Consider the following 13,380-nt stretch of genomic DNA (forward strand, 5'->3'; position numbering starts at 1 on the left):
GACCGCAAATTCGCAAATTGATTATTTAATTTGTGAATTTGCGGTTAAATAAAATTAAAAGAAACTATTCTTTTCTGTATTTTTTTGTGATTTCAAAAACGTGTTCCAGGATTTTAGCATCTTCATCTGAAAATTCTACCTGACGACGTGCCATAACAATTTTAGCAGTTTGAAACGCTTTGGAAGTTAAGTAAGTTGTGAATCCTGCAGCTCCGCCCCATGAATAACTTGGCACAAAGTTTCTTGGAAAACCAGAACCAAAAATATTAGCGGAAACTCCAACCACAGTTCCTGTATTGAACATCGTATTGATGCCACATTTGCTGTGATCTCCCATCATTAATCCGCAGAATTGTAAACCCGTTCGGGCAAAACCTTCGGTTTCATAACTCCACAAACGCACTTCTTCGTAGTTATTTTTCAGATTTGAATTATTGCTGTCTGCTCCAATATTACACCATTCGCCTAAAACGGAATTCCCTAAAAAACCATCGTGTCCTTTATTAGAATAACCCATTAAAACTGAATTACTTACTTCACCACCAATTACGGAATGTGGCCCAACAGTTGTAGCACCATAAACTTTGGAAGCCAACTTAACTCTACCCGATTCGCCCAAAGCAAATGGTCCGCGTATAACAGAACCTTCCATGATTTCAGCATTTTTACCAATATAGATTGGCCCGGTTGAAGCATTTAAAGTCACAAAATCCAGTTTTGCTCCTTCTTCAATAAATATATTTTCAGGAGAAAGTACATTGACACTTTTTGGAATGGGTTGTGAATGTCTACCTTCGGTAATCAACTCAAAATCTTCGCGCAGCGCTGCATCATTTTTGGCAAAAATATCCCAAGTATGTTGCACGGTCAAGCATTCTTCGCTAAATTCAATTATTTCATAACTATCAAAATCAACTTCTTCCTGCGTATCATTCGTATAAAAAGCGATGACTTCATCACCTTGAAAAATAGCTTGATTCTTTTCTAAACTTTTAACCATTTCAGAAAGAATGTCATTTGGAAGGAAAGAAGCATTAATCATAACGTTGTCTTCCATTTCTACCATTGGAAACTTTTCGGAAAGATATTCTTCGGTTAAAGTTGTTGTGGTGTATCCTAAATATTTCTCCCATTTTTCACGAATGGTCAAAATCCCGATGCGAATATCGGCAACTGGTCTTGTGAAGGTGAAAGGCAATAAAGCATTGCGAACTGTTCCGTCAAAAAGTATGTAGTTCATGTTTATTTTATATTTTTTTTGGAGGGACAAGTCGCGACTTGTCCGTACTTGTGCATTGTCCGTACTTACGAAAGCCAAAGTTACAAAGTTTATTCCATAAAAAAACCACTCTCTTTTGGAGAATGGTTTTATAAAAATTTGAATACTTGAACTCTTATTTTGAGTGCTTAGCGTATTTAGTTTTGAATTTATCAATACGTCCTGCTGTATCGATAAGTTTAGATTTACCTGTGTAAAAAGGATGAGAAGTTCTGGAAATCTCCATTTTGAAAACTGGATATTCAACACCTTCGTGCGTGATTGTTTCTTTTGTTTCTACTGTTGATTTAGTGATAAAAACGTTATCGTTTGACATGTCTTTAAAAGCAACTAATCTGTAATTTTCCGGGTGAATTCCTTGTTTCATTTGTAAATCTTTTTTATTGTTATGAAGTAGTTTGTTTTGAAGCTTTCTTTTTGAAAGGTATAAACTAGCTACAGCTTTTATTGTTCTTTTTTTAATTTAGCGTCTGCAAAAATACAACTATTTTTTAAAAATCAAACCAATAGGTAAACTTTTTTTAATTGTTTTGCACTTACTGAAAAGTAATTACGGAATTACTATATTTGTTAACTAATCAAAACCTAAACATTATGAACGAAATTATTAAGAAAAACGGTTTAACGTATGGCGCAATTTTAGGCCTAATCTCAGTTGCATCTACAACTCTTATTTATGTTGTAGATATAAAGTTGTTTATGAGTTGGTGGCTTGGAGGAATTAGCCTTATTTTAAATATTGTGATTGGCGTTGTTTTAGTTTCGAAAACAAAAAAACAGCTAGATAATAACATCAGTTTTAAAGATGCTTTTTCTGTTTATTTTATTGCTGGAGCACTTGGAAGCACTATTTCTGCTCTATACAATTATGTTTTATTTAATTTCATTGATCCTCAAGTCAAAGAAACACTAAAAGAAATGACCATCAAATATACTGTTGAAATGATGGAAAAATTTGGGACACCAAAAGAAGCACTAAATCAAACCATAGCCGAATTGCAAAAAGCCGATAATTATTCTTTAGGAAATATATTTATGGGGTTATTGTTTGTCTATATTATTGTTGCCATTTTTGGTTTAATTTTGGCTGCTATTTTCAAATCTAAATCACCTTCATCACAAGGATTATAAATGAATTTATCTATAATAATTCCACTTCTTAACGAACAGGAATCTTTACCCGAATTACACCAATGGATTGTCAAAGTAATGACAACCCACAATTATTCCTATGAAGTAATTTTTATAGATGATGGTAGTTCGGATGAGTCGTGGCAAATTATTGAACAGCTTTCAAAAGAAAATCAGAACGTAAAAGGAATTCGTTTCCTCACAAATTTTGGCAAATCACAAGCCTTGCATGCCGGTTTTGCCAAAGCCAAAGGCGACGTAATCATTACAATGGACGCGGATTTGCAAGATAGTCCGGAAGAAATTCCTGATTTATATAATATGGTTTTGAACCAAAACTATGATTTAGTTTCGGGTTGGAAAAAGAAACGCTATGATTCGGTTGTTGGTAAAAATTTACCTTCCAAATTATTTAATTGGGCTGCCAGAAAAACTTCCGGAGTTAAATTAAATGATTTCAACTGCGGATTAAAAGCCTATAAAAATATCGTTATCAAAAACATAGAAGTTTCGGGCGAAATGCATCGTTACATTCCGGTTTTAGCCAAAAACGCTGGCTTTGGAAAAATCGGAGAAAAAATAGTCATCCATCAAGCCCGAAAATATGGCGAATCAAAATTTGGTATGAGCCGTTTTATAAATGGTTTCCTGGATTTGATAACCATTTGGTTTTTATCCAAATACGGTAAACGTCCGATGCATCTTTTTGGAGCAGGCGGTGTTTTGATGTTTTTAATTGGATTTATATCTACCGGATTTATAATAATTTTAAAATTAGTTAAACTATATTCAGGTTTTCATACTGTTTTAGTAACCGAAAATCCCCTTTTCTATATCGCCTTAACAGCTATGATTATTGGCTCTCAACTATTCTTAGCCGGATTTTTGGGTGAAATAATTTTAAGAACAAAGAACAACGAAGAACGCTATAAAATTTCTAAAGAAGTGAATTTTTAGTTAAACTTGAGGACGCAAATTGCGACCTCAAACATTTTAAAAGAATGGAATTAGAAGTTATTCAAAATAAAATATTTGAAATACGCGGAAATAAAGTCATGCTTGATTTTGATTTGGCATTGCTTTATAATGTTGAAACCAGGATTTTAAAACAAGCTGTTCGAAGAAACGCTAATCGCTTTCCCTTGGATTTTATGTTTGAACTTTCTGAAATTGAAATGAATTCTTTAAGATCACAAATTGTGACCTTAAAGAAAGGACGAGGCCAACATTCTAAATATTTACCTTTTGCTTTCACAGAACAAGGAATTGCAATGCTTTCCAGTGTTTTGAATAGTGAAAAGGCAATCGAAATCAATATTTCTATTATTAGAGCTTTTGTTATCATTAGGCAGTTTTCTTTAACTTACGCTGAACTTAAAACTAGAATTGAAGAAATAGAAAGTCAATTTCCCGATATTTACAAAGCTCTGAATTACTTAGTTGACAAGGATAAAAATCCAAAAACTGAAAGAAATAAAATAGGTTACAAAAAATAAGATCATGCAAATCGAAAAAAACATATTAGATAAAGTAAACGAATGGCTTACGCCGACATTTGACCAAAAAACGCAAGACGAAATCACAGAAATGATGACTTCTTCTCCAAAAAATCTAGAAGAAAGCTTCTATAAAAATTTAGAGTTTGGAACAGGTGGAATGCGCGGAATAATGGGGGTTGGAACCAATCGCATTAACAAATACACACTTGGAAAAAACACTCAAGGTTTATCCGATTATTTAAAAAAATCATTTCCTGGTGAACAACTAAAAGTCGCTATTGCTTATGATTGTCGACATAACAGCGATACTTTGGCGAAAGTTGTTGCTGATGTTTTTTCGGCAAACGGAATTCAGGTGTATTTGTTTTCAGAAATGCGACCAACTCCGGAATTATCTTTCGCAGTCAGACATTTAAATTGTCATGCCGGAATTGTTTTAACAGCTTCTCACAATCCACCGGAATACAATGGATACAAAGTGTATTGGCAAGATGGTGGGCAAATAGTTCCACCAAATGATGCTGAAATTGTTCAGGTAATTGAAAACTTAAAATACAGCGAAATCAAATTTGACGCTAACGAAAATCTGATTGAATATATTGATGTTGCCGTAGATGAAGCTTTCGCCAAATCAACTGTTGACAATGCAAGTTTTAACACTTCGGTGGAAGCCCGAAAAAATTTAAAAATTGCTTATACATCGTTACACGGAACTTCTATTAAAATGGTTCCGAAAGTATTAGAAAAAGCAGGTTATACTGATGTAAATATTGTTCCTGAACAAGAAATACCAGACGGCAATTTTCCAACCGTTATTTCTCCAAATCCTGAAGAACCGGAAGCATTGACAATGGCCTTAGCTTTGGCAGATAAAATAAATGCCGATATCGTTTTTGGAACTGATCCGGATAGTGACCGTCTTGGTGTTGCCGTTAGAAATAACAAAGGCGAAATGCAGTTGTTAAACGGAAATCAAACGATGGTTGTTATGACGCATTATCTTTTGGAACAATGGAAAAAAGCAGGAAAAATTGATGGCAAACAATTCATCGGTTCAACTATAGTTTCAACACCAATGATGTTAGAATTAGCTTCTGCATATAATGTAGAATGTAAAGTAGGATTAACTGGTTTCAAATGGATTGCAAAGTTTATCAGAGATTTTCCTGAACTTAAATTTATTGGCGGTGGCGAAGAAAGTTTCGGCTATATGGTTGGTGATGCTGTTCGCGATAAAGATGCTGTTGGTGCTATTTTACTAATGTGTGAGATTGCGGCTCAAGCAAAAGAAAAAGGAAGTTCCGTTTACAAAGAATTGGAACAAATGTATGTCGACTTTGGATTCTATAAAGAACATTTAATTTCGATTACCAAAAAAGGAATGGAAGGCGCAAACGAAATCAAGCAAATGATGGTTGACATGCGTGAAAATCCAGTTTCCGAAATAAACGGACAACGTGTAATCATGGTTGAAGATTATCAAAACTCGACAGCGAGAAATCTTTTAACCAATGAAACTGAAACCTTATTCATTCCAAAATCGGATGTGTTGATTTATTATTTAGAAGACGGCTCTAAAATTTGCGCACGTCCAAGTGGAACTGAACCAAAAATAAAATTCTATTTTAGTGTAAATACTGCTATTGAAAATGTGGATGAAATTTTGGCAGCTGAAGCATTTTTGGATACTAAAATTGCAAACATAATTTCAGAAATGCAACTGAACTAATGGATAATAATCTCAAAAAAATACTTCCTTTTGCCTTAAAGTATAAGAAGAATGTAGTTTTAAATATTGTATTCAATATATTTTATGCCTTATTTTCAACACTGGGAATGGTTTCTATAATTCCAACTTTGAAAGTTCTTTTTAAAGAAACGGAACAAGTAACAGTCCATCCAACGTATAAAGGCATTGGCTATTTGGGTAAATATGGAGAAGATTTATTGAATTATTATATCACGAAATTATCAACAGAAAGAGGTGAAGAATATGCACTTTTACTTGTAGTATCCATTGTAATTGTGATTTTTTTACTGAAAAACATTTTTAATTATCTTGCCTCATTTCATGTAACCCGATTGAGAACCGGCGTTTTAAAAGACTTGCGTGAAAAGTTATATCAAAAAATTATTCATCTTCCTGTTTCCTATTATTCTGATGCACGAAAAGGAGACGTCATGTCAAGAATGCTTGGGGATATAAATGAAGTTCAAAACTCCTTTTTCCAGGTGTTAGAATTAGTTGTTCGTGAACCTTTGACTATCCTATTTTCAATTGTGGCAATGTTGGCTATTAGTACAAAATTGACGCTTTTTGTATTTATTTTTATTCCAATTTCAGGTTTAATTATTTCAAGAATTGGGAAAAATTTAAAAGCAAAATCAACACGAGCGCAGCAAGAAACGGGTTATTTCATCTCAATTTTAGATGAAACTTTAGCTGGAATGAAAGTCGTAAAAAGTTATAATGCAGAAAATCTTTTTATTTCAAAATTTAATTCTTCGGTAAAAAAACTGCAACAATTATCCAATAGTATTGGGAACAAAAGTAACCTGGCATCACCTATGAGTGAATTTCTGGGAATACTAACCATTGCTGTACTTTTATATTATGGAGGCTATATGGTTTTAGTTGATAAATCGTTGGCAAGCACTGCTTTTATTGGTTATATTGCTTTGGCTTACACCATTTTGACTCCAGCCAAAAACATTTCGAAAGCATCGTATCAAGTTAAAACAGGTTTGGCTGCAGCCGAAAGAGTTTTCACTTTGATGGAAGAAGAAAATACCATTACATCCAAACCAAATGCTGTTGATAAAAACACTTTTGAAACTGGAATTTCTATAGAAAACATCAACTTCAGATATCACGAAGAAAATGTATTGAAGGACTTTTCGCTTCACGTTCCAAAAGGGAAAACAGTGGCACTAGTTGGTCAATCCGGAAGTGGAAAAAGTACAATTGCTAATTTATTGACCCGTTTTTATGACGTTAATGAAGGTCGAATAATGATTGACAATGTTGACATCAAAAACATTGATTTGCATTCGCTTCGCAACTTGATGGGATTAGTAACACAAGATTCAATATTATTCAACGATACAATTAAATCGAATATTTCATTAGGAAAATTAGATGCCACTGACGATGAAGTCATTGCTGCTTTGAAAATTGCCAACGCTTATGAATTTGTAAAAGAGTTACCGAAAGGAATCTATACTAACATTGGCGACAGCGGAAATAAACTTTCCGGTGGACAAAAACAACGTTTGTCTATTGCTCGTGCCGTTTTGAAAAATCCACCTATTATGATTTTGGACGAAGCTACTTCAGCTTTGGATACGGAAAGCGAACGATTGGTACAAATTGCTTTGGAAAACATGATGCAAAACAGAACATCAATTGTTATTGCGCACCGACTTTCAACCATTCAAAAAGCGGATTTCATTGTAGTGATGCAAAAAGGAAAAATTGTAGAAAAAGGAAATCACGAAGAACTTTTAGCCAAAAACGGAACCTATTCTAGATTGGTTTCGATGCAATCGTTTGATTAATTTAAAACCTATTTTATGAAAAGAGAATACTTTGGAATGCTGTTTTTAATCGTATTTGTAGCTTCAATATTCATTGCTGAGGAATTTTTTGGGGAAGCAAGAGTAACACACTGGTTAAGCACCTTCATTGTTGTTTGGATTATGCTTGCGTTTCAGGTTGGACAATATTCCATGCGATTCCCAAAAGCATTTTAAAGGTTTAAATCGGCTTATAACTAATTACTTTCCACTCTTTATCCAATAAATTCACGAATTGATATTGCACACTGTCTTCTGCATCAAATTCGCCGTTTTTATTAGTATCTTCAATAGTTCTGAAGTAAAGAATATTTTTTGATTCGATGATTTTCCAATCAATTAATTCTTGAAAATCAACAGAAAGCTTAGTAAATTTTTGACCTGAAATCGTGCTTATGTACAACGATTTTATATCGTTGCTGTCTAACTTTCCGTCTTTGTTAGTATCCATATCAGCCATAGAATAGACCAATAATTGTTGTTTGCTTTTATCTGCAAAAGTCTTTAAATAAGTAGCCGTTTCAATTAAAATTTGCTTGTCTGTTAAAGTATAAATGGTATCCTTCCCTATTTCCTGAAACTTCAAATTCTTCAAATAACCTGTAATTTGGTATTCACCATAATTAGAAACCGTAAAACTTTGCTCCGAATCATAAGAAGATTTAATTCCTTTTCCTTTACCCGACATGACACCAATTGGATGAATTAAAAAGTTCGTTCCCTCCATGTTGATTGGCAAATCGGCGACTTCAATTTGATTGGTATCAACAACGACTTGAGGTTTTACTTTTGAAGTTGATTCGTAAGTAACTTTGGGCTTTTCGGCTTCTTCTTTTTTGCAGCTTACAAAAAGTCCAACAAAGACCAAAGCAATATAGAGAAAGTGATTTTTCATTTTCATAAATTTGATTCTCAAAATTAGTGAATTATTTCTACAATCTCGCTGTCAGTTTAACATTGAAAACCCGCGTTGTCATATAGTTTGGAATTCCGTATTGATTTTTGGTATACACATCGCGAACCCAAGTGTTGGTTATAGCATTCTGATTGTTGAACAAGTTGTAAATTTCAAATCCAACCGACAAATCTTTCCATTTCTTTAACCAATGTCCGTCTGGTCTTTCGTTGTTTCTTTCGGTCAGGACATAGGAAAACCCAACATCAGCACGACGATAATCACGCAAACGACTTTGGTATTGGTAGGAATCGGCATAAGAAGGCGAACCACCTGGTAAGCCAGTATTATAAACCAAATTCATGTACAATTTCATATTCGGAATATTAGGCATATAATCCTGGAATAGAATTCCAAATTTCAATCGTTGATCAGTTGGTCGGGCAATATAGCCTTTGTTGCTAATGTTTTCCTCGGTTTTCATATAACCAAAACTCAACCATGATTCCGTTCCAGGAACGAATTCTCCGTTCAATCTCATATCCAAACCATAGGCATATGCTACAGCATCATTATTCGCACGATACCGAATCCTGACATTTTCCAAAGTATAACTGTTCACATCAGTCATCGTTTTATAATAGGCTTCAGTAACTAATTTGAACGGACGATTATTCATTTTGAAATTATAATCATTGCTCAACACAAAATGAATGGATTGTTGTGCTTTCACATTCGGTCTAACAATTCCCAATGAATCTCTCAACTCACGATAAAATGGCGGCTGATGATAATATCCAACAGACAATCTGAATAACATATCTTTATCCCAATCGGGTTTTAATGCAAATTGTGCTCTTGGACTGAAAACTGTTTGTCTTTTTGCACCAGAAATGCCATCACCAGAAACTAACCAACTATGAAAACGAGAACCAGCGGTAACCCAGAATTGGCTTTCTCCAATTTTAGTTTTGGTGTTCCATTGTGCAAATCCGGAAAATCTATCGATGTCAACAAAATTAGTAGCTCTAACATTCTGATACGGAACCAACGGACCAACATAAGGATTGTAAGGTTGTTGATTTGGAAAATCTAATTGTGGTGGATTTATAGAAAACCCAGCAGAATCAATAACTTCCCACTCTACTATTCGGTCTCGAATGTTTTCACGAGTATATTTAAAACCCCAATCTATTTGATGTTTTTTGTCGTTTAACTGGTGTGTTCCTTTTATTTCCGCATTAACGATTAAAGCATCCAAATCGTTTCGGGCATGGTTTAATTGTGTTCCAATGCCTCGATTAAAAGTTACTTCCCCCAAAGTTTCTGAACCAATGTTCGTGTCCACTTCGCCTAAAAAGTAAGCGGCATAAATATCAAAATATTCTTGTTCCTGCGTATGATAAACAGAACCTATAAGTCTGAAAGTATTATTTTCATTGGCAACATAATTGGTTTTTAATGCTCCAAAAAGTGTTTGGTATTTATCTTTTTCCTGACCTTCATAAAAGACTTGCAAGGCAATTGGTTCATCTATAGTTCCAAAATTGGTCTGACGTGTCAATGGTTGGTAATTGTATTTGTTTTGGGAAACATTACCAAGAAAACTGAACTGCCATTTTGCATTTGGATTGAAATTTACATTCGTTTGAACATCGGCATATGTTGGTCTGTAATTCGTTGATGTTTCCTGACTGTTTACCAAAAGTGAATTGTCACGGTATCGAATTCCGGTAATGGCTGACCATTTTTTATTTTTAGAAATGCCTTCGCCGGTTAAGCTTCCGCCAAGGAAACTGGCTTCAGCGGCAATTCCATACTTGGTTGGTTTTCTGTAGGTGATATCCAAAACGGAAGATAATTTGTCTCCATATTTTGCCTGAAATCCTCCAGCTGAAAAATCAACATTCTGAACCATATCAGTATTGGTAAAACTCAATCCTTCCTGTTGCCCTGAACGAATTAAAAACGGACGATAGACTTCAATTTCGTTTACATAAACTAAATTCTCATCATAATTCCCGCCACGAACTGAATAGGTTGTGCTCAATTCGCTATTGGAATTTACACCTGCAAACGTTTTTAAAACGCTTTCAATTCCGGCATTCGCACTCGGGTTTCTTCTAATGGTTTCCGGTTCAATCGACGTAATTCCTTGCACTCTTCTTCTGCTGCTTGTAATGACTACATCATTTAATTGCTCCGCTTTATCGGTCATCACAACATGATATTCGAAATTCTCACCAGGTTTTAACTGAAAGGTTGCAGTAATACTTTTTAATGCAGTATGAGTATAAACCAATACTGCTTTTTGATTTGCGGGAACGGTTATTTCGTAGAAACCATTTGCATCTGTATTGACAGTTTTTGTTTGGTAATTTACATTAACACCTTCAACAGGTTTACTGTTTTCATCAAGCACAATTCCGGCAACTTTAGCGGTTTGATTTTGTGCAAATGCAATGATACTTATTGTAAAAAATAGGAGCGTAAAAAGTAATTTAATCGTTTTCAAATTATAGCGTTAAGGTTTTTGACTTCTAAAAAATTGTGTTTCAAAGATAGTAGAATTTCCAACATTATCAGTTATGACTACTTTTAAATCGTTTTTACCTTCGTCAACAATGCCATCCGAAAAACGATGAATGAGCTTTTTGGTTTTGGGTTCATATTCCAGCAAAATCCATTTCCCATTCAAATAACCATCATAACTTTTAATTCCAGATAACTCATCTGAAATGGTGAATTTCAATTCGTTTATATTACTAATCCATTTCCCACCAATGTGCTTGTACGATTTTATTTTAGGTGGTTTACCATCTTTTATGAGCTTGTATTCGCCCAAATATTTGGTATAGATAGTAAACGAGTTTTTATAGCGTTTAGTATTGTAATAGCTGATTTTTTTTTCGTAAACCAACCCGATAAACATTTTTTCTCTGTCTTTTTGAGGCGCAATACTGTCGTCAAAAGTGATTGAAAAGTTTGTAAATGCTGGCACACTATCTTCGTGAAGTTTTAAGTTTCCTTTATTTACTTCAAAATTCATATAAAAATCATCATAGAAAGTATTCGCCGGGAAATTGACTGTAACATTTTCGAGAAAAAAAATATTTTCTTTTTTGGCTTTTACAAAATATTTAGACGTATTGGGCACTTCGGCAACTTTTGCAGGCAATGCTGAATATTGAATGGGAATATAAATTTTGGCGATATTTTCGCTGAAATCAGCAACTTCAATGCGATACGACTGTGTTATATTACTCGAAACTGAAATGATCCCGTTATTTGAACCCGGTTTTATAATGCTTAATGGATACGGTGTTTCCATAAACAGTTTTTGAACACGTTGTCCGAGATTTTTGTATCGTTTGTAATCAATCAAAAGATTGACAAATCGTGTTTCATCAAATGCAAATGTGTCAAATTGATATCCAAAGTCGGTTTTCCCATTGAGAAAAGTCTGCACTCTAAAAATTCCATTAGAATTCCAGGAAACATCATCATAATCAAAAGTTGTCATTCCGAAACCGATTTTTCCTGTCGCTGAAATTTTTTCCGCTATATAACTTCCATCTTCCTGCAATGATAAATTTACCGAAATTGGTCTTTTCGATTCATTTACAATACTGTTTTCATCCAAAGGATAAACCCACAAACTGTTTATTGCCGGACGTTTTGTATCGCTTATAACCGTGTCAAATCCAAAATACAACGGATTTATAATTTTTTCTGATTGCGTATCCCGAATCTCAAAATGCAAATGTGGTCCATCGGAACCGCCTGTATTTCCGGAAATAGCGATAATATCTCCTTTTTTCACCACTAAATCATTTGGATTTAAAGGCACATCAATCTCATAAGATTTTGCTTTATATTGTTCTTTCTTAATGGCTTTTTCGATTTCTCCGTAACCCGATTGCAAATGACCATAAACAGTAGTGTAACCATTTGGATGCGAAATATAAATGGCTTTTCCATAACCAACTTCTGAAATTTTTATTCTGGAAACATATCCATCGGCAACAGCGTAAATCTTTAAACCTTCTTTTTGTTGGGTTTTACAATCAAAGCCTGAATGAATATGATTGGAGCGCAGTTCACCAAAATTCCCCGAAAGCTGTATTGGAATATCGAGTGGTGAACGAAAATAATCTTTTGGATATTGAGTTTGTCCAAAGGCGAAAATTGAAAATAAAAAAACAAAACAAAAAATTCTCATAAAACTTGTTTTTGCTAAGATAATGAAAAGTACGTAAAAATTTACAAGAGAACTGCTTTTTATAACTCCTTAAAAAACAATTTATTATAATTTCATCTCAAAATAGCGATAAATAATTGGCAAAAATATTGCGAAAACAAAATAGAATCCTAACTTTGTGAAGTAAGTAATGAATAAAATATTTCATGAGTGAAATTGCAGAAATAATTGATTCTGTTGAAAATAGAGTAGCTAAACTTTTTACTAAAATTAATAGTTTAGAGCAAGGTTCTGTTTCAATCAAAGAGGAATTAGATAAAGCTGCTGCGGTGATTCAAAAGCAATCGGAAGAGATTGCCGCTTTGAAATCGGAATGCGAATCACTCAAAATGGCTAATTCATTATTAGGCGGTGAAGAAAATAAACGAGATACAAAGCTTAAAATAAATTCATTAATCCGAGAGATAGATTACTGTATTGCTCAGTTATCAGACTAAAAACATGGATGAAAAGCTTAAAATAAAGTTATCAATTGCAGATAGAGTTTATCCGTTAACGGTTGACTTGTCTCAGGAAGAAGGGCTGCGAAGTGCTTCCAAAAAAATTGATGCGATGATTAAGCAATTCGAGGAAAACTATGCTGTTCGCGACAAACAAGATGTATTGGCCATGTGTGCTTTACAGTTTGCTTCGCAAGTAGAACAAAAACAAGTTGACAGTTCTATTGACAGTAAAGATCTTGAACGATTGAAAAAAATAAATGATTTATTATTCGACTATCTCGAAAAAAAATAACGTT

At 33.9% G+C, this 13,380-nt stretch carries 13 protein-coding genes; 8 read left to right on the forward strand and 5 right to left on the reverse strand.

All coding sequences use genetic code 11. The features are described from left to right. Window positions 1-64: 64 nt before the first annotated feature. Both RMN97_RS08540 and RMN97_RS08545 read right to left on the reverse strand, forming a co-directional pair. Window positions 65-1,240, reverse strand: coding sequence for a GlmU family protein (locus RMN97_RS08540; RefSeq protein ID WP_309614100.1), 1,176 nt, complete (start codon window positions 1,238-1,240; stop codon window positions 65-67). A gap of 154 nt (window positions 1,241-1,394) precedes the next feature. Then, a complete protein-coding gene (locus tag RMN97_RS08545) occupies window positions 1,395-1,646 on the reverse strand; it encodes a type B 50S ribosomal protein L31 (protein WP_309614101.1) in 252 nt (83 codons plus the stop codon). A 227-nt stretch (window positions 1,647-1,873) separates the two neighbouring features. On the opposite strand from RMN97_RS08545, the gene RMN97_RS08550 reads away from it, so the two are divergent. The 6 genes from RMN97_RS08550 to RMN97_RS08575 are packed head-to-tail and all read left to right on the forward strand — an operon-like array spanning window position 1,874 to window position 7,662. After that, a complete protein-coding gene (locus RMN97_RS08550) occupies window positions 1,874-2,410 on the forward strand; it encodes a DUF4199 domain-containing protein (protein WP_309614102.1) in 537 nt (178 codons plus the stop codon). Continuing rightward, window positions 2,411-3,367, forward strand: a complete 957-nt coding sequence (locus tag RMN97_RS08555) for a glycosyltransferase family 2 protein (protein ID WP_309614103.1) — start codon at window positions 2,411-2,413, stop codon at window positions 3,365-3,367. Window positions 3,368-3,411: 44 nt separating this feature from the next. After that, window positions 3,412-3,906 (forward strand): ORF6N domain-containing protein, encoded by a 495-nt coding sequence (locus tag RMN97_RS08560; RefSeq protein ID WP_309614104.1) that lies wholly within the window; start codon window positions 3,412-3,414, stop codon window positions 3,904-3,906. A 4-nt stretch (window positions 3,907-3,910) separates the two neighbouring features. Beyond that, window positions 3,911-5,638, forward strand: coding sequence for a phospho-sugar mutase (locus RMN97_RS08565; protein ID WP_309614105.1), 1,728 nt, complete (start codon window positions 3,911-3,913; stop codon window positions 5,636-5,638). Continuing rightward, window positions 5,638-7,467: an ABC transporter ATP-binding protein gene (locus RMN97_RS08570; RefSeq protein ID WP_309614106.1), complete on the forward strand. Its 1,830-nt coding sequence runs from the start codon at window positions 5,638-5,640 to the stop codon at window positions 7,465-7,467. Before RMN97_RS08565 ends, RMN97_RS08570 begins: the two co-directional genes overlap by 1 nt. 15 nt (window positions 7,468-7,482) lie before the next feature. After that, entirely contained in the window at window positions 7,483-7,662 is a 180-nt protein-coding gene (locus tag RMN97_RS08575) for a hypothetical protein (RefSeq protein WP_309614107.1), read from the forward strand. Window positions 7,663-7,666: 4 nt separating this feature from the next. Here RMN97_RS08575 and RMN97_RS08580 read toward each other — a convergent pair whose 3' ends face one another. Genes RMN97_RS08580 through RMN97_RS08590 form a run of 3 tightly spaced genes read right to left on the reverse strand, consistent with a single transcriptional unit; the run spans window position 7,667 to window position 12,602 of the window. Next, on the reverse strand, window positions 7,667-8,380 hold the full coding sequence (locus tag RMN97_RS08580; RefSeq protein ID WP_309614108.1) for a hypothetical protein: 714 nt from the start codon (window positions 8,378-8,380) through the stop codon (window positions 7,667-7,669). A gap of 37 nt (window positions 8,381-8,417) precedes the next feature. Next, window positions 8,418-10,895 carry a carboxypeptidase-like regulatory domain-containing protein gene (locus tag RMN97_RS08585; RefSeq protein WP_409024885.1) on the reverse strand — a complete coding sequence of 826 codons (2,478 nt, stop codon included), beginning with the start codon at window positions 10,893-10,895 and terminating at the stop codon, window positions 8,418-8,420. A gap of 9 nt (window positions 10,896-10,904) precedes the next feature. Next, window positions 10,905-12,602 carry a M23 family metallopeptidase gene (locus RMN97_RS08590; RefSeq protein ID WP_309614109.1) on the reverse strand — a complete coding sequence of 566 codons (1,698 nt, stop codon included), beginning with the start codon at window positions 12,600-12,602 and terminating at the stop codon, window positions 10,905-10,907. Between the two features lie 185 nt (window positions 12,603-12,787). Here RMN97_RS08590 and RMN97_RS08595 point away from each other — a divergent pair, with 185 nt between their 5' ends. Further along, window positions 12,788-13,078 carry a hypothetical protein gene (locus RMN97_RS08595; protein WP_309614110.1) on the forward strand — a complete coding sequence of 97 codons (291 nt, stop codon included), beginning with the start codon at window positions 12,788-12,790 and terminating at the stop codon, window positions 13,076-13,078. Window positions 13,079-13,082: 4 nt separating this feature from the next. Beyond that, entirely contained in the window at window positions 13,083-13,376 is a 294-nt protein-coding gene (locus RMN97_RS08600; protein WP_136150536.1) for a cell division protein ZapA, read from the forward strand. Window positions 13,377-13,380 lie beyond the last annotated feature (4 nt).

Origin of the sequence: Flavobacterium sp., assembly GCF_031381455.1 — a bacterium.
GTDB lineage: Bacteria > Bacteroidota > Bacteroidia > Flavobacteriales > Flavobacteriaceae > Flavobacterium.